At 43.5% G+C, this 21,216-nt stretch carries 18 protein-coding genes; 12 read left to right on the top strand and 6 right to left on the bottom strand.

The window, feature by feature from the left end:
• The first annotated feature begins 46 nt into the window (after positions 1-46).
• From P1X15_RS20695 to P1X15_RS20685, 3 genes are read left to right on the top strand one after another with little or no spacing between them, the layout of a single operon-like run.
• Complete coding sequence (locus P1X15_RS20695) at positions 47-412, top strand: response regulator (RefSeq protein ID WP_277340043.1); 366 nt, start codon at positions 47-49, stop codon at positions 410-412.
• Positions 405-1,235, top strand: a complete 831-nt coding sequence (locus P1X15_RS20690; RefSeq protein WP_277340042.1) for a protein-glutamate O-methyltransferase CheR — start codon at positions 405-407, stop codon at positions 1,233-1,235. Before P1X15_RS20695 ends, P1X15_RS20690 begins: the two co-directional genes overlap by 8 nt.
• Entirely contained in the window at positions 1,214-1,792 is a 579-nt protein-coding gene (locus tag P1X15_RS20685) for a chemotaxis protein CheB (protein WP_277340041.1), read from the top strand. The genes P1X15_RS20690 and P1X15_RS20685 overlap by 22 nt, the downstream gene beginning before the upstream one ends.
• On the opposite strand, the gene P1X15_RS20680 is transcribed toward P1X15_RS20685, so the two are convergent.
• Together P1X15_RS20680 and P1X15_RS20675 are read right to left on the bottom strand one after the other, a co-directional pair.
• Positions 1,780-3,090 carry a Y-family DNA polymerase gene (locus P1X15_RS20680; protein WP_277340040.1) on the bottom strand — a complete coding sequence of 437 codons (1,311 nt, stop codon included), beginning with the start codon at positions 3,088-3,090 and terminating at the stop codon, positions 1,780-1,782. The genes P1X15_RS20685 and P1X15_RS20680 overlap by 13 nt on opposite strands.
• 1 nt (position 3,091) lies before the next feature.
• On the bottom strand, positions 3,092-3,496 hold the full coding sequence (locus tag P1X15_RS20675; RefSeq protein ID WP_277340039.1) for a LexA family transcriptional regulator: 405 nt from the start codon (positions 3,494-3,496) through the stop codon (positions 3,092-3,094).
• A 119-nt stretch (positions 3,497-3,615) separates the two neighbouring features.
• Between P1X15_RS20675 and P1X15_RS20670 the strand changes: the two genes are divergently transcribed.
• The gene (locus P1X15_RS20670; RefSeq protein WP_051210980.1) at positions 3,616-4,320 is read left to right on the top strand and encodes a LexA family transcriptional regulator; all 705 of its coding nucleotides are present in this window, start codon (positions 3,616-3,618) and stop codon (positions 4,318-4,320) included.
• Between the two features lie 42 nt (positions 4,321-4,362).
• On the opposite strand, the gene P1X15_RS20665 is transcribed toward P1X15_RS20670, so the two are convergent.
• Positions 4,363-4,932: an RNA polymerase sigma factor gene (locus P1X15_RS20665; protein ID WP_277340038.1), complete on the bottom strand. Its 570-nt coding sequence runs from the start codon at positions 4,930-4,932 to the stop codon at positions 4,363-4,365.
• Between the two features lie 165 nt (positions 4,933-5,097).
• Here P1X15_RS20665 and P1X15_RS20660 point away from each other — a divergent pair, with 165 nt between their 5' ends.
• The 5 genes from P1X15_RS20660 (at position 5,098) to P1X15_RS20640 (ending at position 15,770) form a co-directional block, all read left to right on the top strand.
• Positions 5,098-6,102: a FecR family protein gene (locus tag P1X15_RS20660; RefSeq protein WP_277340037.1), complete on the top strand. Its 1,005-nt coding sequence runs from the start codon at positions 5,098-5,100 to the stop codon at positions 6,100-6,102.
• Positions 6,103-6,137: 35 nt separating this feature from the next.
• On the top strand, positions 6,138-9,800 hold the full coding sequence (locus tag P1X15_RS20655; protein WP_277340036.1) for a SusC/RagA family TonB-linked outer membrane protein: 3,663 nt from the start codon (positions 6,138-6,140) through the stop codon (positions 9,798-9,800).
• Positions 9,801-9,813: 13 nt separating this feature from the next.
• Positions 9,814-11,487: a SusD/RagB family nutrient-binding outer membrane lipoprotein gene (locus P1X15_RS20650; protein WP_277340035.1), complete on the top strand. Its 1,674-nt coding sequence runs from the start codon at positions 9,814-9,816 to the stop codon at positions 11,485-11,487.
• A 262-nt stretch (positions 11,488-11,749) separates the two neighbouring features.
• Positions 11,750-14,164 carry a hypothetical protein gene (locus P1X15_RS20645; RefSeq protein ID WP_277340034.1) on the top strand — a complete coding sequence of 805 codons (2,415 nt, stop codon included), beginning with the start codon at positions 11,750-11,752 and terminating at the stop codon, positions 14,162-14,164.
• Positions 14,165-14,330: 166 nt separating this feature from the next.
• The gene (locus tag P1X15_RS20640; protein WP_277340033.1) at positions 14,331-15,770 is read left to right on the top strand and encodes an amidohydrolase; all 1,440 of its coding nucleotides are present in this window, start codon (positions 14,331-14,333) and stop codon (positions 15,768-15,770) included.
• Between the two features lie 80 nt (positions 15,771-15,850).
• On the opposite strand, the gene P1X15_RS20635 is transcribed toward P1X15_RS20640, so the two are convergent.
• On the bottom strand, positions 15,851-16,867 hold the full coding sequence (locus P1X15_RS20635) for a GNAT family N-acetyltransferase (protein WP_277340032.1): 1,017 nt from the start codon (positions 16,865-16,867) through the stop codon (positions 15,851-15,853).
• Positions 16,864-17,352, bottom strand: a complete 489-nt coding sequence (locus tag P1X15_RS20630; RefSeq protein ID WP_277340031.1) for a GNAT family N-acetyltransferase — start codon at positions 17,350-17,352, stop codon at positions 16,864-16,866. Before P1X15_RS20630 ends, P1X15_RS20635 begins: the two co-directional genes overlap by 4 nt.
• Before the next feature lie 174 nt (positions 17,353-17,526).
• Here P1X15_RS20630 and P1X15_RS20625 point away from each other — a divergent pair, with 174 nt between their 5' ends.
• From P1X15_RS20625 to P1X15_RS20615, 3 genes are all read left to right on the top strand, one after another.
• Complete coding sequence (locus P1X15_RS20625) at positions 17,527-18,432, top strand: LysR family transcriptional regulator (RefSeq protein ID WP_277340030.1); 906 nt, start codon at positions 17,527-17,529, stop codon at positions 18,430-18,432.
• 90 nt (positions 18,433-18,522) lie between these two features.
• Positions 18,523-19,686, top strand: a complete 1,164-nt coding sequence (locus P1X15_RS20620) for an acetylxylan esterase (RefSeq protein ID WP_277340029.1) — start codon at positions 18,523-18,525, stop codon at positions 19,684-19,686.
• 61 nt (positions 19,687-19,747) lie between these two features.
• Entirely contained in the window at positions 19,748-20,578 is an 831-nt protein-coding gene (locus P1X15_RS20615) for an alpha/beta hydrolase family protein (RefSeq protein ID WP_277340028.1), read from the top strand.
• Positions 20,579-20,637: 59 nt separating this feature from the next.
• Here P1X15_RS20615 and P1X15_RS20610 read toward each other — a convergent pair whose 3' ends face one another.
• Positions 20,638-21,207, bottom strand: a complete 570-nt coding sequence (locus tag P1X15_RS20610; RefSeq protein ID WP_277340027.1) for a DUF4956 domain-containing protein — start codon at positions 21,205-21,207, stop codon at positions 20,638-20,640.
• Positions 21,208-21,216 lie beyond the last annotated feature (9 nt).

The following is a 21,216-nucleotide window of genomic DNA, read 5'->3' as shown; positions in this document are numbered from 1 at the left end:
AAAGTAAACGGGAGGCTAACATCTATATCACTTAATTTTAAACCTCATGCGTAAAAAGAGAGTTTTAATCATCGACGACGATTCTCGAAATATCTTTGCTCTAAAAGCGACGTTAAGAGCACGAGCGTTTGAGTGTCTTTCGTGCCTTAGTGCCCAAGAAGCATTGGAGATTTTGAAGACTGATGAAATAGTCGATGTCATTTTGATGGATATGATGATGCCCGAAATGGATGGCTATGAGGCGATTCCTCGCATCAAATCACTGGAGCATCGAGCCAATACCCCTATTTTTTCGGTGACGGCTCAAGCAATGGTAGGAGATAAGGAAAAATGCTTAGCAGCGGGGGCTACCGATTATATCTCAAAGCCAATTGATGTAGATAAATTATTGGAAATGTTAGACCGTGTATAGAGAACTGATACAGATTGAGGATGCCGAAGTGGAGCATTTGCTCAACGACCTCTTTGAATGGCATGGGTATGATTTTACGCATTACTCGAGGGCTTCGCTCAAACGGCGCATTACACGATTGTGTTCGTTAGACAAATTTCTGAGCCTTGCCGAGTTTAAATATCGTATCAAGGAAGACAAGATTTATCTGAAGCGCTTTGTGGAAGAGGTGACTGTCAATGTCACGGAGATGTTTCGCGACCCTTCTTTTTATAAAACACTGCGTACCGAAGTACTCCAAACCATCAGTGCCAAACCTTTTATTAGGATTTGGCATGCAGGATGCTCAACAGGTGAGGAAGTGTATTCGATGGCGATTTTGTTGAAAGAAATGAATTTACTTCAAAAGTCTCTTTTATATGCTACTGATCTGAATCCTAGTGTATTAGAGAAGGCAAGAACGGGGTTTTTTCCGCTTCAGTCAATGAAGCAATATTCCGAAAATTATATTTTGTCGGGAGGGCGGAAAGATTTTTCGAGCTATTATACGGCTCATTATGGGCAAGTGAAGTTTGATGAAGCTCTTGGTGAAAGGATGATTTTTTCGACCCACAACTTGGTGTCTGATCGTTCGTTTAATGAATTTGACCTGATACTTTGTCGTAATGTGTTGATTTATTTTGATAAAGACTTGCAAGATAGGGTATTACAGTTGTTTGATGAAAGTTTGGGAGCATTGGGCTATTTGGCTTTGGGTTCAAAAGAGACCCTCAAATTTTCGATGGTACAGTCAAAATACAAGCAACTCAATAGCGAAAAAATATGGCGGAAAATCGTCTCATAAAAGACTGCAAAGTAGTAGTAATAGGAGGTTCTTCGGGGAGTTTGGAAGTACTGCTAGAATTGCTACCTGATTTGCCTTCTCCTATGCCTTTTGTGCTGATAGTGGTAGTCCATCGAAAAAACTCCAACGACTCCTCTTTAGCGGATTTATTTTCTTACAAAACTTCCCTTCCTATTCAGGAGGTAGAGGATAAAGATGTAATAGAGAAAGGGCATATCTATCTTGCCCCGGCAGATTATCATTTACTACTCGAAAAAAACGGATTTTTCTCTTTGGATGATTCCGAAAAAGTGAATTATAGTCGTCCCGCATTGGATGTTACCTTTGAATCGGTAGCAGATGTGTGCGGACGTTCATCGGTCGCTATTTTGCTCTCAGGAGCCAATGCAGATGGGACTCAAGGATTAAAAGCCATTCAAAAAGCGGGAGGAGTGACCGTAGTCCAAAAGCCCGATACGGCCAAAGTACCTTTTATGCCTCAGCAAGCCATCAACCAAGGCGTTGCCGATTGGATTTTGGATATTCCACAAATCACCGCTTTGATTCAGTCTTTATGAGGGCGAGGGGAGAGGATATTTCCTCTAAAATCCCGCCTTTCGTCGATAGTAGGTATATCTTCCCAGCGAGTAGTATAGCAAGGAGAGCGGTAGGCTTGAGAAGGTTGCCAACCATATCCCTGAATAGCGATTCGGATTTTATCTCTGCCTAGCTTCCGATTGAGCGCATCTACTGCTTTCAATACCCGTTTTTGACTGAGGTGCTTGGGGTCGGGTTTATCAAAAAGACTGGTTTGTAAATGAGATTCAGGGGTGATACCTGTCACCATGATTCCTACTTTTTTATAACGATATTCTTCTTTGAAAATCAAATCTAGCGCCGTAAGCGCCATTTTGACCAATTCGAAGCTGTTGTGGGTTGCTACGGGAAGGCATATTACTTTTGAATACATCTGAGGAGGGGCCGCATCTTGATAAGCATTGGTAAACAAGAAAAGATAAAGCAGATTGGCGCAGCTTTTTTGTTTTCTGAGCTTTTCGCCACAGCGGGCTGCAAAGGTAGAAACTACCTCTTGGATGGTCCCAAAATGAGAGGTCGCTTGCCGAAACGACCGAGAAACACAAATGCCTTTTTTGGGATGTGGCTCTACGGTAAGACCATAACAAACCTCCCCGCGCAACTCGCGCAACATACGCAATCCCACTACTTTAAGATGATTTTGAATCCAGCTTTCGGATGCTTGAACGAGCTGAAAGGCATTGAAAATTTGATGAGAATGTAGAAGTCGCTTGTAGCGACGCCCTATACCCCATACATCTTCAATAGGCGTAGCTGCCAAGGCTATTTCGGCGGTAGGATCGTCTTCAATGATAAAAATACCTTCTGAGGGTAGAAAGGCTTTTGCGTAGCGGTTGGCGATTTTGGCCAGTGTTTTGGTTGGGGCAATTCCAATCGAAATCGGAATGCCTGTCCATTGTTGGATATTTCGTTTGAGGGTTTGGGCCCATTTTTCTAAATCATAAAAAGGGATTTTTCGTAAATCTAAAAAAGCTTCGTCGATAGAATAGACCTCCATCGCTGGAGCAAAGGCTTGTAACGATTGCATCACTCGGTGCGACAAATCGCCGTAAAGAGCATAGTTAGAAGAAAAAACCTTAACTTGGTGTTGTCGGAGTAAAGCCTCTACTTGAAACACTGGAATCCCCATCGGAATGCCAAGCACTTTGGCTTCATTAGAACGAGCAATAATGCAGCCGTCGTTGTTGGAAAGTACCACGATGGGCCGTTTTTCGAGCTGAGGCTGAAACACGCGCTCACAAGAGGCATAAAAATTGTTACAATCTACCAGAGCGTACATATTATGCTTTATGAATAACATAAGTCACTACGCCCCATACTTTAAAATCATTTTCATGGTTGATTTTAATAGGGTCATAAGCAGGATGCTCTGGGAGAAGGTACATTTGGCCTTGGTCGATACGTAGCCGTTTGACCGTAAATTCGCCGTCTAAGACGCCAATAACAATGTGGCCGTTTTGGGGAGAAATAGAGCGATCCACCAACAGCATATCGCCGTCATACACCCTGGCACCTTCCATGGAATTCCCCCTTACTCGGATGCAAAAGGTAGTATAAGGGCGGTCGATGAGGTGGCTATTGAGATCAAGCGATAGCTCGGTGTAGTCTTCGGCAGGAGAAGGAAACCCTGCCGCTACCGTAGAGCCCGAGAAAGGGATAAAAACAGTAGGAAAGTAGAAGTTCATGAGTTTTAACGTTTTAAAAAAATATTGTTTTAGTATATAAATGTTTAAATGGCTGTTTCTTGGTAGTTGACTAAATAATTTGTATTTTAGTTGCAAAAATTAGCCATGTTTTTAATTTTATGCAAGAAAAAGTGAATAATTTTGCTCAAAATCTTTCTTACCTACGCGGGAAGCTAGCCGGAAAGGTATCTCAACAGCGGTTAGCTGATGAATTAGGGATGAAAAAATCTACCCTAGCCGCCTACGAATTAGGCCGAGCTGAGCCGAGTTTTGAGGATTTGATTCGCTTAGCGGCTTTCTTTGGCGTAACCATTGACGGGCTTCTGCGCAAAGATTTAAGTCGTGAGTTTCAGCCTTTTGCCTCAAACGACATCCGTGTATTGGTGACGACAGTCGATAGCCAAAATCATGAAAACATTGAGTTTGTACCTGTGAGGGCGATGGGCGGCTATGCCGAAGGCTACGGAGATATAGATTATATCAACCGGCTTCCTACTTTTCAATTGCCTTTTTTATCCAGAGAGCGTAAATACCGAGCTTTTCCTTATGAAGGCGATTCTATGCCGCCTTTGAGAGAAGGGGCGGTGGTTTTTGGAGAATACATCGACCGCTGGGACGCCGTCAAAAGTGGCACGATTTGCTTGGTAGTTACCAAAGATGAAGGAGTGGTCTTGAAAAAAGTTTTTAATTATTTGGAAGAAAAAGGGGTACTTGTCTTAAAGTCACTCAATGAGCGTTATGCGCCTTATCCCGTGCGGAGGGATGAAATTCAAGAATTATGGCGCTTTGCGGGCTATTTTGATTCAGAGTTTCCTTTGGCCTAAAATGTCACTTAAACTACCTGAATGCCCTCCAGCGGAGGGCATTCAGAAGAAAGATATATTGATTATCGTAAGCATTAATAACGGCACTAAGTGTTCTCTAAGAAATTTAACAGATTTATAAACTAGATTGACCACTGCCTGGTATGTTAGCTTCATCATTTCTGCAACCTCTTCGTAGGTAAGCTGTACATAAAATCTCAGATAAATTGCTTCTTGTTGTCGTTTGGTAAGTTGGCCCATAAGATGCGTCAATCGTTCTTTTTGGTCAGCGTTGGTTTGTTGTTCGATGAGCCAATTTTCATGACTGATTTCAAACCACTCGTTGGGTTCTTCTTCGAGGGTGCCAAAACGGTTTTCTTTTCTTAACTCCCTTGTTAGTTTGAACTTGAGAGCTTTAAAAAGATACCCTTTTACCGATGTCACTTCGCTCAAATGCGCTTTGCTAGTCCATAGCTCAAAAAAAAGATCCTGAATACAATCATCCACAAGCTGCCTATTACGGACCATTTTGTAGCCGTATAGATATAGGGGCTTGTAATAACTCTTAAAAAGACCTTCAAAGGCTTTTGGATCGGCATTAAGAAAACCCTTCCACAATTGAGTTTCATCCATCTAACCAAAAGTTGTGTTTAACCTTATTACAAAAGCAAAGCAAAGTTAGACTATTCAAAGTGCGTGCAATTTTAAATTTTAATTAATAAAAAAAAAATAAGAAAAAAAATGATTATCCCGTGACGATTGGCTGCACTGGTATTCAGAAAGGAACAAAAATTTGATATGAAGCCCGAACAATTGCTTACCGACGAAACCTTTTTAGGCTGGTACTTTAGGACTGACGATGACGCGATAAAAAAATGGGAACGCTTGATGCAAGAAGAACCTGCTTTGAAAGCGAATGTAGAAGAAGCGGTGTCTTTGTTGAAACTGATGCAAAACGAAGATGAGACAACAGTAGATGAGCAGCAGATAGCGCAAGCAAGTACGAAATTGATGGCGAGAGTACAGGATTGGGAAGACGCCAAACCTTCAAAGCATTCGCTAAAAAATATAGTTGTACGGTGGATGATTCCCGTAGCCGCTAGTCTTCTGGTGGCGCTAGGGGTGGTGTGGTATGTGAATAAAGAGTTGACGTCTAAGGTGTATGTAGCTTCTGAGAAAATGCTGGAGTTAAAACTAGCCGATGGGTCGGTCGTCAAATTAAACAAAGGAGCGGAACTCAAAGTGGCAGGCATGGAGCAAGAAGATGCCGGAAGTCGTGAAGTATGGCTTACAGGAGAAGCCTTTTTTGACGTGAGTCATTTGCCTAATCATCGCGGATTTGTGGTGCATTCGGGAGAGGTGGATGTGGCGGTGTTGGGGACACGCTTCAATGTTCGAAGTTTCTCTCATTCGACTTCGGTAGCCCTCGAATCGGGAAAAGTAGAACTATCTCTCAATAAAGCCAGTTCCCAAAAACTATTGATGCAACCAGGCGATTTGGTAGAATACTCGAATTCTTCAGGAAATCTGGTAAAAAGAGAGGTAAATGTTCAGAATTATACGGCTTGGCAATCGGGCAAAGTGGTTTTTGAAAACGCCACGCTGTTAGACATACAAAAAGTATTGGAAGAACGCTTTGGCCTAAAAGTACAGGTAGAAGAAGGAAGCAAACTTGGGGAATTTAATGGAGTATTTCCTGCTGACGACCCCAGCGTTCTTATCAACGCCCTCACAAAAGCATATCCTCATCAGGTAGTGCGTGTAGAGGGAGGGGTTCAGTTTAAAAAATCTGTTAATGATTGATTTACCATTTTTTAGAATACCAAACCACTGTCTATATGAAAAATTTCTGCAATCGAAAATCACGACATCGGGCTTTGAGCTTGCTGTTTTTTGGTCTTGCCTTTCAGGCATCTGCCCAATTACTAGCTTCGCGCGAAGTGACCGGAATTCAGAGTCAGTATCAAAAATCAAGTAATGTTAAATCGCTGAAAAGCGCTCTGAAAGACCTTCAATCAAGATATAAAGTGTCTTTCTCGTACGATCGCCGAACGGTCGAAAACAAAAGCATCGATTATGGTTTGCAACAGTTTGGGTCGCTGGAAAAAGAGCTAGAGTTTATATCTTCTACTCTTAATCTACGTTATGAAAAATTGGATAAAAACCTGTACTTGCTGACCCCCCTCACCAAATGGGCAGCTTTGGTGCAGGAGCCGCTGCCCGTTACCACGCCTAATGTTATCAATCAAAGTGCGGAGCTCCAAACACTTACATCGGTAAAAAAACTGGTGAAAGTGATTTCGGGAAAAGTGACTGCAAAAGCCGACGGAAGCCCCTTGCCAGGGGTCAATGTGGTGGTAAAAGGTACCCAAACGGGTACGATTTCGGGTAGTGATGGCTCGTTTCGTATTGAAGTCTCTACTTCTGCTTCGGTCTTGGTGTTTTCGTTTATTGGTTATCAAACCAAAGAAATTGTACTCGGGGACAAAACCACGTTGCAAGTGGAATTGGAAGAGAGTGCGATTATACTGGATGAGGCCGTGGTGACGGCCTTGGGTATCAAGCGCGAAAAACGCTCCTTGGGGTACTCAGTTGGCAATGTGGAAGGGACTGCTCTTACCCAAACCCCCCAAAACAATGTGCTCAATACTTTAGCGGGCAAAGTAGCAGGGGTACAAATTTCGCAAATGGGCGGCGCTGTTGGTTCGTCGGTGAGTATGGTGATTAGGGGTGCCAACTCACTCAATAGCGACAATCAGCCCTTGTTTGTGATTGATGGTGTGCCCGTTGCCAATCGCATGACCAACTCCTTTGCGGGAGCCGACATGGGAAATCCAATTTCGGATATTAACCCCAACGATATTGCCAATATTTCTATTCTAAAAGGCCCTAGCGCGGCGGCTTTGTACGGCTCACGGGCAGGAAGTGGTGTAGTATTGATTACTACTAAGTCAGGTGCCGGAGGTAAAAAAGGAATTGGGGTATCGTTGAATACTTCGGTGGTAATGGACAAACCACTAGAGTACGTGCAAGTACAAAACAAATTTGGCTCTGGCAAAACAGGCGCGCACGTACTAGAAGAAGCCGAAAATGAAAGCTGGGGCCCTGCGCTAGATGCGGGCGAAAACTGGGTTTTGTGGAATAGTAATGGTCAAAAGGCCCCGCTGGTTTCGTATCCCAATCGCTTCAAAGATTTCTTCCAAACGGGGGTTACTAATACCAACAACGTATCCGTTAATGGCAATTACGAAAAAGGTAATTTCCGCTTGTCGGCAGGAAATATGAGCAACTCGGGCATTATTCCCAATACCGATTTGTCGCGTTTGACGATTGCCCTGAACTCTGCCTACAACATCACCGATAAGTTTCGTACTTCTGTGAGCTTGAATGTGACGCAATCGGGTTCTGACAATCGACCTTTGATAGATGCCAGCCGTAACGACCCCGTTAGGAGTGTGTACGAAATAGGTTCGCAGGTCAATGTCAATGATTTACGCGATTATTGGTTGCCAGGGCAAGAAGGCATCGCCCAGCGCAAGTACAAAGACAAACAAAATAATCCTTTCTTTTTGGTATATGAAAACCTAACGGGCTTTAAACGCGACCGTACTGTTGCCAAAATTCAATTGGATTATGATTTAACCAACGAGCTATCATTGACAGGAAAATACGCTAGAGATTCTTACAGCGAGATGTTTGAGTCGAAAAAAGCGTACAGTAATTATGAAGCGTTGAAAGGTGGATATACGATTTCGAACGACTACCGAAAAGAGCAAAACTTCGATTTGATGCTCAATTATAAAAAGAATTTCGATAACAGTTGGAGCCTCAATGCCATGGCAGGTGCCAACCGTCTGGAGCAATATTACCAATCACTTTATAATGCTACTACCGAACTGGTGATTCCGGGGCTATATACCATTGCCAACGGCGCTCCGGGAACGTTTAATCCTTTGAGTTCTTTTTCACGAAAATTATTGTATGGAGTATATGCCTCGGCCTCTGTCGGGTTCAAAGACCTGGTTTACTTAGATTTGACTGCACGTAATGACTGGACTAGTACGCTCAAAAAAGGCAACAATTCATACTTTTATCCTTCGGCTTCGTTGAGTTTATTGGTATCAGAAGTTGTAAAAATGCCGTCTTGGGTTGATTTTGCAAAAGTACGTGCGGGTTTTGCCCAAGTCGGAAACGATGTAGATCCTTACAGCCGTTCGCAAACCTTCAGTACTGCCTTGGACTGGGGCTCTGCCAAACGTATGTACATGGGCGGAATACTCCGCAACCCCGATTTGAAGCCTGAAATTTCGACTTCGCACGAGATTGGAGTAGATTTCAAATTCTTTAAAAATCGCCTTGGATTGGAAGCTACTTACTACAAACGTGGCAACCGAAACCAAGTATTATCTATTGTCACTCCTGTGGAGTCAGGGGCAAGCAACAAGCAGATTAATGCAGGCTTGGTGGAGAGTCAGGGTTTTGAGATTGGGATAGTGACGACTCCAATCAAAACAAAAGATTTCTCGTGGGATATGAACTTTACCTTGACCCGCAATCGTACCTACATTCGTAAATTAGCGGAGGGAATCAAGTATTTCTCGTTCACGTCATACAGTGGCGCCGAGGTACGCACCTACGAAGGAGGCCAAATTGGGGATATTTACATGGCACCCATGCTGAGAGTCAAAGACAAGGCATCGCCTTATTATAACTATCCAATTGTGACGAGCGGAGGGCTTTATCAAACCGACAACGACCCGAACAATTTGGTGAAAATTGGTAATTTTAACCATGCTTTCCTGATGGGGATTCAGCCCACTATCCGTTATAAAAACCTTAGTTTATTTGCCAATATTGACTGGCGTCAGGGTGGACAGTTTTATTCCAATACCATGATGTTTTTAGGAAACAACGGGATGCTTGAAGAAACTTTGTCGGGTGTAGCCTATGATCCTAACCGAAGCCTTCCCGAGCAAATCAAAGCCAATCCAGATATGTATCTTGGCAATTGGATTGGAGGCAGAAATGCCGCCTACGGTGGTCATGCGTGGCCCGAAGGAACTACTGAAGCATCTAAGCGCCTACAAGATGCCAGCCTCAACCCAGGTGTATTTGCTACAAAAGATGCCGCGGGCAACACGGTTTATGTCGAAAACTTAGGGGGGGCAGGCAGCAAATGGATTGACCCATTCAGTGCCTATCGCTATGCCAATCGCCCTTTCCCTGACCGTAATCTCTACAGTGCTACTTATGTCAAGTTAAGAGAGGTGTCGGTGACTTACTTTTTGCCCAAAAGCTTTGTCAGTCGTTTCAAAGTTCAAAATGCTTCCTTGTCGATTGTTGGAAACAATTTGTACATGTGGACTCGTCACGGAATCAAGGGGTTAGACCCCGAAAGAGCTTTCCGTCCGACGGGTACAAGCTGGTCGCAGGGAGTTGAATATTACAACGTAATGCCAATGACTGGCTCAATAGGTTTCAAATTGAATGTTGATTTTTAAAATTTGGGTAGATATGAAATTCATAAAAATAAAAAATGGAGTAGCTGCACTTACCTTGGGATGTTTGCTATTTTCTTGTCAAGATTTGACCGAAATCGACAAAAACCCCAATAGCCCTGAAGATGTTTCTTCTAATTATATCATGACCTACGTGCTTTCCAATACGGGCAAAACCATCTTTAGTTTGGGAAGAGATGGCTCGAAAATTGGGGCAGCGATGCAGTACATGCAGGCTGGTACCAACGAAGGGGCAGCTGTCATCAACCAATATGCTTGGACCCAAGAATCGTGGAATGGCTACTATGAAATCCTGCGTAACAATCAGCTGATTTATGAAAAAGGTGTCAAAGAAAACAATCGTTTTTTTCAGGCCATTGCCCTTACAATGCGCTCGGTGGTATTTGGGCTGTTGACAGATTTGTACGGAGATATTCCGTATTCCGAATCACTGAAAGCTTCTTCTGGTTTGTTTTTTCCAAAATACGATGAGCAAGCGGCAGTGTATAAAGGCATCATGACCGACTTGAAGCAAGCCGTGACATTGCTAAATAGCCTTGAAAGCAAAGATGCCGTAAACCCAACTTCGGATATTTTATACAAAGGTGACGGTACAAAATGGCGCAAATTGGCAAACTCCCTTCGGTTGCGCTATGCCTTGCGTTTGGCTGACAAACGTTCAGAAATGAGCGCAATAGGAGTGAATATCCAAACAGAATTTACGGAAGCCGCCGCCGATGCATTTGCAAGCAATAGCGATGATGCCTCTATGGCGTTTGTGGGTGCGAGTGCTGACAATTCCGCTCCGGGTGGCCCGCTCAACTCGCCTAACCCTAATTACCTGCTCAAGCCAGGACAACCCTTTGTCAGTAAATTGATTGCTTTGAATGACCCGCGCCTTCAGCGCTGGGTACAACCCGTGCAGCGTAAATGGGATACCAAAGTAACCAAAGAAACGACCGTAACGGTGAAGAATATTTACGGGGAAAGTTATTCGGTAGTGTATGTGCCTGCTACGGCAGCTAATGTAGATACGTCGCTGTATGTAGGCTTGCCAGTAGGTTTGCCTATTACGCAGGCCGTGGCCTACAACAAAGGCAACGACGCAACGGCCTACCACAACGAACGTAATCCATATATTTCTTTCTTGCACGAACGCTACCGCAAAAACACAGATACCTACGTGACGATGAATCTGATGACCTACAGCGAAGTAGAGTTTATCTTGGCCGAAGCCGCTTTGGCGGGCAATTTTGGCGCTACCGATGCCGAAGGTCATTACAAAAAAGCCATTCGCGCTTCAATGGATAAAGCAGGGGTATTTACGGCTTCCTATGATTTTGATAAATACTACGCACAAAATACGGTGAGTTATGCCTCCGCCACCAACAAACTTGAGCGTATTATGGAGCAAAAATGGCTTTCCTCTTGGTTTGGGATTGAATCATGGTTTGACTGGAGGCGGACGGGCTTTCCTGCTTTGAAGGCGGGCGAAGTGGCACAGTACGGCAAAGTTTTACCCATCCGATATATGTACCCTGTTCCTAATCAAGACCCTTCTTATCTCACCAATTACAACTCGGCTGTCGAACGTTTGGGAACCACTAATTACATTCCTGCGGGCCAAAGCAAAGATCACCCTTACGCCAAAATGTGGCTCATTCAAGGCACAAGTAAGCCTTGGAATTAAGGGGTGCTAATCTTAGAAAGGTTTTTGAACCTTTCTAAGGTTGTTTATCAGGAAATTGCTTGAGCTAGCTATAAGTGAACTTTAGAATTAGGTAGTTTTGGCTGTTAACTCACTTTTATGTTGACTTTGCTAACCTTGAAAAGGTTTTGAGCCTTTCCAAGGTTGCAGGCTCTCAAAGTGTATAAAAAAAGGCGTCAGAGACGCAAAACCATAACACCCCGAATGACAGTTCGGGGTGATTTTTAATTTAATGTATTCACCAATGAAACGTATTTTAACAGGAATCCTCTTTTTTATTTTTTCTCAAATCGGCTATGCCCAATCGTGGATAGACCTCACCCAAGCCAGTGTCAATCGGAGGCAAGCAGATGCCAACGAATTCAAGGAAATCGTAACGGTTTTACAAGAAGAAATAGCAACTCGTTCGGGAGTTTTGCCGAAAATCTCTTCCAATTTTGAGGGAAGCTCAGAAGCCAGTATTTATTTGATTCTTGAAAAAAATATAACCGAATTACCGTCGGCTTTAAGAGCAGAAGTACTTCGTTTGCCGTTGCCCACGCGAGAAGGTTTTCGCTTGGTGGCATCGGCCGAAAAAAACGCTGTGGTGGTTGTAGGTAAAGACGTGAGAGGGGTAATGTATGGCGTAGGGCGTTTGCTTCGCAAGGCCGAAATTACCAAAGGACGAGTACGTTTCCCTTCCGATTTTCGCATTTCTACGAGTCCAAAATACTTGGTAAGAGGACATCAGTTAGGGTATCGCCCCAAGACAAATTCTTACGATGCCTTTACTGTAGCGCAATACGACCAATACATTCGTGAATTAGCACTTTTTGGGGCCAATAGCATCGAAATTCTCCCGCCAGGCACTGACGACGAACCCACGAGTCGCCACATGAAACTAGCTACCTTAGACATGGTGAAAGAGCAAGCGCGGATTTGCCAACGCTACGGGCTTGATGTCTGGATGTGGTATCCCAACATTGGCAAAGACTTTACAACACCCGAAAAAGTAAAAAATGAATTACTTGCACGTGAAACTGTTTTTAAAGCGGTTTCTAAAATCGATGCCATTTTTGTGCCTGGCGGTGACCCAGGCGAGCTCGAACCCGATGAACTTTTTGAATGGATGGACAAAGTGGCGGTGTTATTAAAAAAATACCATCCAAAAGCGAAAATCTGGATTTCGCCACAGTCTTTCAAACCTACCAAAGCATGGTTTGATTCTTTTTTTCGGCATGTCAACAAAGGCTATCCTTGGCTTGGGGGAGTGGTGTATGGCCCTTGGGTAAAAGTGCCAATTGACCAAATTCGAAAAATTGTTAAGCCTTCGATTCCTATTCGCAACTATCCAGATATTACGCACTCCATTGCCTCCCAATATCCCGAACCCGATTGGGATCCTGCATGGGCAGTAACGCTGGGGCGCGAAGCGGTGAATCCTCGCCCTAAAGACCAGAAATTTTTCCACAACATCGTGGCTCCGTATTGTATTGGAAGCATAAGCTACTCGGAAGGAACCAACGACGACGTCAACAAATTTGTTTGGAGTGACCAAGATTGGGATCCCAAAACGGACGTCAGAGAGACTTTGAAAGACTATAGCCGCCTGTTTTTTGACGCAGACTTGGCGATGGATGGGGCTTTGGGACTGTCGGAATTGGAAACCAATATCAAAGGGCCTATTTTGGCCGCCAATCAAATCGAACGGACGCTGATGAGATGGCAAAAAATGGAGCAATCGGCTTCAAAAACACTTTTGGCCAATCCGCGTTTTCAGATGGGATTGATTCGGGCGTATTTTGATGCTTATGTTCGGGAAAGAAGTATCTACGAAACGCAGTTGGAACGACAAGCCTACGAAATCCTGACATCTGGAGAAGGTAATTCGCAAGCCAAAGCGCAGAAAGCCATGGAAGTATTGAGCAAGGCATGGCAGGAGCCCGTTGCCGTTTCGTTACGAGAAAGATGCCTGGCTTTGGCTGATTCGCTGCATCGAAGCATTGGAGCGCAGCTAACCGTCGTCAAACACGGAGCCATGCAAGGGCGAGGGAATTTTATTGACAACCTAGATTATCCGCTCAACGATGCCCCGTGGCTGATGCGTGAACTTAAAAAAGTGGAAAAAATGGACGATACCCAAGCAAAACAAGCATTGGCTCGTTTGCTCGGTCGAACCTATCCAGGCAAAGGCGGAATCTATGACCATTTTATGAATCCCACTAGTCGCGCAAGAGTAGTGCCTACCAAATACAATTGGAACAACGACCCCGAAAGCCTTCAATCGTCGAGAATAGGTTATGGAATGAATTTGCCCAAAGACTACTTGGAGAGTTTCCCAAGAATGAGCACACCCGTACCGGCGGTGCCAAGAGCGTGGACGAGCCAAATCGAAGTGTTGTACGATAATGTCTTGAAAATCAAGTATGATGAATTGGAAAAGGGGGTGCAGTACAAAGTGAAAGTGGTGTACAGTGGCAGGTTTAAATCGAATGTACGCATGATGACCTCTGACGGCATTCTTATCCACGACTATATCAAATTGGGTGAACAACCCGAATACGAGTTTGAAGTGCCTGCTCAAGCTATTAAAAACGGCGAAGTGATATTTCAGTGGAATTGCAAAGAGGCCGAACGAGGCTTGCAAGTAGCTGAAGTATCGTTGATTCGGGCAGAGTAACTTGCTTTGCGTCAGAGACGCAAAACCTTATTGCCCCCGAATTATAATTCGGGGGCAATAAGGTCGTTTTATTTTCTCATTTTGGTATTTTATTGGTTATCAAAATTCAAAACTATCTGTTAACTTTCAGAAGTTTTATTAACCCAAACTAATTCATCAATACACTATGAGAAAAATACTGCAAGTACTCTTATTGGGGATAGGCACAATCGCACATGTCAATGCACAAAAAGCGGATGATAAAGCCTATGTTACTTCACAACTCGACAAAAAATACGCAAGTTATTGCCAAATTGCCAAGCAGATTTGGAACTATGCAGAACTGGGCTATCTCGAATCTAAAAGTTCAGCACTTTTGCAGGAGACCCTTCGTAAATCAGGTTTCAAAGTAGAAAGTGGTGTAGCGGATATTCCTACGGCTTTTGTGGCCTCTTACGGCAGCGGTCAACCGGTGATTGGCATTTTGGCTGAATATGACGCTCTACCAGGTCTATCTCAAGACTCTGTTCCTTACCGAAAACCGCTCATTGAAGGTGGGACGGGACATGGATGTGGTCATAATCTCTTCGGAACGGCCTCCGTGGCGGCAGGTATAGCTCTTAAAGATTGGTTGCTTCAAACCAAGCGAGCAGGTACTGTCCGGGTGTATGGTACACCTGCCGAAGAAGGTGGAGGCGGCAAAGTATATATGGTAAGGGCCGGGCTGTTGAAAGATGTGGATGCGGTGATTCACTGGCATCCTGGCGACGGTAATAGTGCAGACGCTAGTACTTGTACTGCGGTTATCCAAGGAATGTTTCGTTTTTATGGCAAAACTGCCCACGCCGCTGGTGCTCCCGAACGAGGACGCTCTTCCTTAGATGGCGTAGAAGCCCTGAATGTGATGGTGAATATGATGCGAGAGCACGTAGATGAGAAGAGTCGTATCCACTACGTCATTACCAAAGGAGGATTAGCAGCCAATGTAGTGCCTGACTTTGCCGAAGTAGAATACATGGTGCGCCACCCTGACGTCACCGAAGTTAAACAAATATGGGAGCGCGTTATCAAAGCAGCAGAAGGAGCCGCTTTGGGCACGGGGACCACGATGAAATACGAAGTTATTACGGGAATTTATGGGCTTCTTCCCAACGAAACCCTTGCCAAAGCCATGCACAGCAATCTCCAAAAACTGGGTGGAGTTAGTTACAATGCCGAAGAAATGGCTTTTGCCAACAAATTGCGGGTATCATTTGAAAACGCAAAAATACCACCTCTCTCAAGAGCATCTGAAGTTCAGCCTTATCGGTTGAGTCATTTTCCTGCTTCTACCGATGTGGGGGACATTAGTTACGTGGTTCCTACTGCGGGCTTGTCGACCGCGACTTGGGTACCCGGTACTGCAGCCCATACGTGGCAGGCAGTGGCTGCTGATGGCATGAGTATTGGATATAAAGGAATGCTTTTGGCGGCCAAAACCCTCGCAACAATGGGCGTGGATTTGTTTACCCAACCAGAACTGCTGAGTCGTGCCAAAGCAGAATTTCAGCAAAAATTGGATGGTGTAAAATATGTACCTCTTATCGGTGACCGCAAACCCCCTCTCGACTATCGTAAAGGGCTTTAAAATTATATTAATGTTTTCAAAAGGAGTAAGTCAATTAGAAAGGGCTTACTCCTTTTTTTGTTTTTAGACAAACTATAGTATCACCTAAGCTCTAATTTTAGCAAGAAATCATTTTGAAGCTCAGTGCCGAGCGTGAAAATATGCTCCCCAAAAGGTACAAAACCCATTTTTTTATAAAACTGAAGAGCTTTGGTATTGTGTTCCCATACGCCAAGCCAAGCTACTTCAAAGCCTTCTTTTCTTGCCCATTGCAAGGCGTAGTCCATAAGGCGAGTGCCTATGCTTTTTCCTTGATACGCCAAGTCCACATAAAATCGTTCGATTTCGACGGCTTTGAGAGAAGATAGCTCCGGCAAAGAATGCTCTTTGACCAATTTTACAAAACCCACCAATTGCTCTTTCAATTCTACAATCACGTACTGAATATGAGGGTCGAGGAGTTCATGTTGGAGTTGGGCTAGACCAAAACGGGTGGATATGTGTAGATGCATGTTTTCGGCGGTGTTGAAATCGGCATAAGTATCTACAAAGGTTTTTTCGGTCAAATCTCGCAAACGAGAGGCATCGGCCAATTCTCCAAGTCTGAAAATGGGTAAGATGAGTTCGTAGCGTTGTTCTAAAAGCGTAATACCAAAGGTATTGCTGAGACGTTCGTCTGTCACCCTAAATCCATATTTTTGGTACAAGTGAGCCGCTTGCGTAAGGCCATCTACCGTCCAGAGATAGCAAGACCGATAGTGACGCTGGCGTAGGGTTTTTAGGAACATCTCCATTAGTTTTTTTCCAAATCCTAACCCCCTAAAATCTCGGTGAATTAGAAAATAGCGCAGTTGAGCGGCATCGCCTCGGTTCATCAAAAATATACATCCGATGAGTTTTCCTTCATGTTCATACATCCATACGGCGTCTTTATGAGGTTGGTATTGCTGCGCAAACTCTCGTAGGCTATCTTCTACATATTTAGTAAATAATTCGCCGCCAAACTCAAATTCTTCGCGATAGATAGTATCATGGAGTTGTGCCACGGCGGCGATGTCGGTATGGGCTCGAAAATCGGTACGAAGTACAATAGGAGGAGTAGCAGTTTGATGTTTCATAAGGTTAGATGGTATTGGTAAAAAACAGTATCAACTTGCATTCGTGGATATTGTGGGGGTAGGCTCTCAAGAGGAAGTTGAGAAAAACCATTCTTTTCATAAAAACGCATCGCCGCTTGTAATCTTGGATTAGTACCTAAATAAATTGATTTAAAACCAGATTTTTGGCAATGCTGAAGCAAAGTATTTAGTAAAAATAAGGCAACACCTACGTTTTTACCTCTATAATCCCGGTGAACAAACATTTTTCGTAAAGCACCCATTTCATCGCCAATATCGATGAGAGCGATAGTGCCTACGAGCTTGTCACCATCCAATGCCAGCCAGAAGTTTCCTTTGCGTTGACAATAAAATTCGGGGATAATCAGTAAGTCGGGTTGGTCATGAAGAGTAATCGGAACATTGAATTCGTTTTGCTGTATGTTTAAAATGAGGTCAATGATAGCTTGCTGATAAATAGGCTGATAAGGCGTAATTTGAATCATTTAAGTAGGGTTGTGAAGGTGGATGTTATCAATCCTTTTAAATAAGCTGGAATAAAGATGATGAAAGACTAAAAGGTCATACAAAATAACAAAAGCCTTTTAATAATCAGAAATGCTATTTTTTTAATGATTTATGCTTAATTTGTATAAATAGATTTCCTTACTGACTTCTCTATGGATTTGCGTCAACTTACTTATTTCCTTGGTGTTGCTGAAGAATTACATTTTTCGCGGGCTGCCGAAAAACTCTTCATCGTTCAGCCTGCGTTGAGTCGTCATATCCAACAACTAGAGGAAGAGATAGGGGTGGTTTTGTTTGAACGCGACAAACGCAACGTCCGACTTACTGCGGCGGGAGCTTATTTTAGGGATGAGATTAGTAAAATAAAACACCAGCTTGAGTATGTTACGGAGCAGGCCCGCCGAATTCATAGCGGTACAGTCGGAAAAATACGCATGGGGCATCCGGGTTCGGCGCTTTATTCTATCTTGCCCGAGACATTGGCCATGACTTACGAACGTTTTCCTGATATCAATATCGAACTTACCGAAATCGCCGAATTAGAATTGTTGGAAGCTCTTACCAATTATGCTATTGATGTTGGATTTACGCGAGAGGTTTCTATTGATGCGCGTTTTTCGATTCAATTGTTGTTTGAAGAGCATTTTGCGCTGGTAGTCCCGCACGACCACCCGCTCAACGAAACCAATTTTAGAGATATTGGTCAATGTCAAGAAGAAGCTTTTATTTTACCAAAATTGGACGCTCACCTACATTATGGGCAAATTTTACACGGGATTTTTGGAGAAAAGGGGTTTCGACCCCGAGTGGTTTATCATTCCAACTATGGTGCTACGATTTTGAGATTGGTAGAAAAAAAATTAGGCTTGTCGGTTTTACCTATTTCTTATCGTCATGGAGCATCTGCCTTGGGAGTGCGTTTTTTAAAATTGGATACCAAAACGCAGCTCTATCTCATTTGGCGCTCCGATGATGCCAATCCTGTACTGCCTCATATTAAAGAAATAGCCCAACAAGCGGCCAAACATCTTTCTTTGCATTCTTCTTATTTATCTTGATTTATGAAAAAAGCCTTTTTTTGTCTTTTCTGTCTCTTAGTTACATGTGGTAGTAGGGCTCAAACGTCAGTTTTGCCCAACCCACTGATTATGAATAGCGGCAAACTCGTCAAAAACTCCAAGCAATGGCACAAAGTACGGCGTAAAGAAATCTTCGAATTGTTTTCGCGGGAGATGTACGGACATTCGCCTGAGCGTCCCGCAAATCTGAGGTTTGAGATCATGGAAGAAGATAAAAAAGCACTCAACGGAAAAGCCACTCGGCGGCAGGTTGTGGTATATTTTGACGGGACAAATACAGGTCCTCAAATGGAATTATTGATGTATATCCCTAATCAAGTCGGGAAGCCTGTACCTGCTATCTTAGGATTGAATTTTTGGGGAAATCACGCCATTCATACTGACCCTTACATTCGAATTACAAAAAGTTGGATGGAGTCGGGGCGAAACAATCCTTACGTAAATCTTAACTGTGTGGTAGAGCATCAGGCTACGGAGGCTTGTAGAGGGATAAATGCCGCCCAATGGCCTCTGGATACTATTTTGGCGAGAGGCTATGCACTCATTACAGCTTATCGCGAAGACATCGCTTCCGACAATCCCAAGCAGGGATTTTCGACGGGAGTTCATAGGTTGTATCCATTATTACAAAACCGCGACGACAACTTTGGAACTATCGGAGCTTGGGCGTGGGCTTTGAGCCGAGCGATGGATTATATCGAAACCGATAAAGCTATCAATCCTAAGAAAATAGCGGTATTTGGGTGGTCACGTTTAGGAAAAGCTGCTTTATGGGCAGGAGCGAGTGACTCACGTTTTGCATTAGTGATAAGCCATGAATCAGGGGCTGGAGGAGCAAAATTATTTAGAAGGGGCGTGGGCGAAAATATACGGCGGCTATGTACAGTTTTTCCGCATTGGTATGCCCATAATTTCAAAAAATACATGGATAAAGATACTCTTTTATCTTTTGACCAACATTATGTAATGGCCTTAGTGGCTCCGCGTCCACTTTATGTGGGTAGTGCAGTAGATGACAAAGGTGCCGACCCTGCTGGCGAATTTGCGTCGGTTGTGGCAGCAGATAAAGTGTATCGTTTTTTGGGAACTGAAGGCTTTCCCGCCCAAACCATGCCACCTTTGCATCAGTCAATACAAGGGAAAATCGGATATCACATCAGAGCAGGTGGGCATGATGTGAATTTGTATGATTGGCAACAATACCTCAATTTTGCGGATAAAAATCTTCATTGATTGCCTTTTAAACTTATTCAGGTTTATAGTACGTCACTTTACGCATTATTTTTTTATTCTTATGAATCTCTTCAAACGTTTAGTCATTGTTATTGCTCTTTGCCTTGGAGGCCGTAAAGTTTGGGCAGTCAAAGTAGATACTGTAGAAACCTACAGTGCGTCGATGAAAAAAAATATCAAGGCGGTTGTCATCACGCCTGATTCTTACAGTAGTGGCAAAGAATTTCCGGTGGTTTATCTTTTGCATGGCTACAGTGGCAATTACAGCGATTGGGTCAAAAAAGCCCCTTTTATGCAGCAAGCCGCAGACACTTATCAAAGCATTATTGTGTGTCCTGATGGCAATTTCTCAAGTTGGTATTGGGATAGTCCCGTCGATGAAAGTTGGCGTTATGAGACTTATGTATCACAAGAGTTAGTAAAATGGATAGACGACCATTACAAAACCATTAAAGCTCGCACAGGAAGAGGCATCACGGGACTGAGTATGGGTGGTCATGGGGCTTTGTATCTTGCTTTTAAGCACCAAGATGTATTTGGAGCGGCAGGCAGCATGAGTGGTGGGGTAGATATTCGCCCTTTCCCAAACAACTGGGACATGGCCAAACGGCTAGGAACTTATGCACAAGCACCCGAAAATTGGGAAAAAAATACTGTCATCAATTTATTGCATTTGCTGACACCGGGGTCGTTGGCTATCATTGTGGACTGCGGAACCGAAGATTTTTTCTTTAGGGTCAACAACAATCTCCACGAGAAAATGCTCGAACGTAACATTGCTCATGACTATATCACTCGTCCTGGAGGACACAACTGGAACTATTGGAACAATGCGGTCAATTATCAGTTACTGTTTATGAAACAGTATTTCGATAAGCAACGAAACAAATAAAGCACGTATTTATCTCATATTATTATTAACAAAAAAAGGCCGTATTTGGCCTTTTTTTGTTAATAATAATAGATTTTTAGATATGCCACATCTCGCAAAAAATCAAGTTTTTCGACCTCTACTCGGTTGATTTTAAGCCCAGTGCGTTCTTGGATGTCATCGATAAGTTCTTGGCGTCGCTCGGCGGTAATGAGGGAGATTTTATCATACATAATCTCTTTGATATGCTCGCGGCGGTATAGAAAGTCTCCTTCAAAAACATAAGTAAAAAATAATAGCAGGGTGGTCATAATGGCTGTGATACCTACTGAACTTGCAGCAATACCATGAATAAGACCTAGTGCAATGACCAAAAAAAGATAAGTCATATCACGCATTGAAATGCCTTCGGTTCGATAACGAAGCATTGAAAATACGGCAAACAATCCAAAGGCTGCCCCCATCGAAACTTCGACTTGGTTGAGTAAATAGGTGATTGAAAAAATGATAAGATTAAATACAAAAAACGTAAAGACGAATTCTGTATTTCGATAGGTAGGAAAGTAGATAAGTCGTAGTAGAATGACCATGCTGAATATATCAAGGCCAATCTGAAAAAATAAGTCGGAATGAGCAGAAGGGGAGGCCATAGTTGATAG

Source organism: Runella sp. MFBS21 (genome assembly GCF_029433105.1).
Lineage (GTDB): Bacteria > Bacteroidota > Bacteroidia > Cytophagales > Spirosomataceae > Runella.
This window is presented reverse-complemented; position numbering and strand designations above follow the sequence as displayed.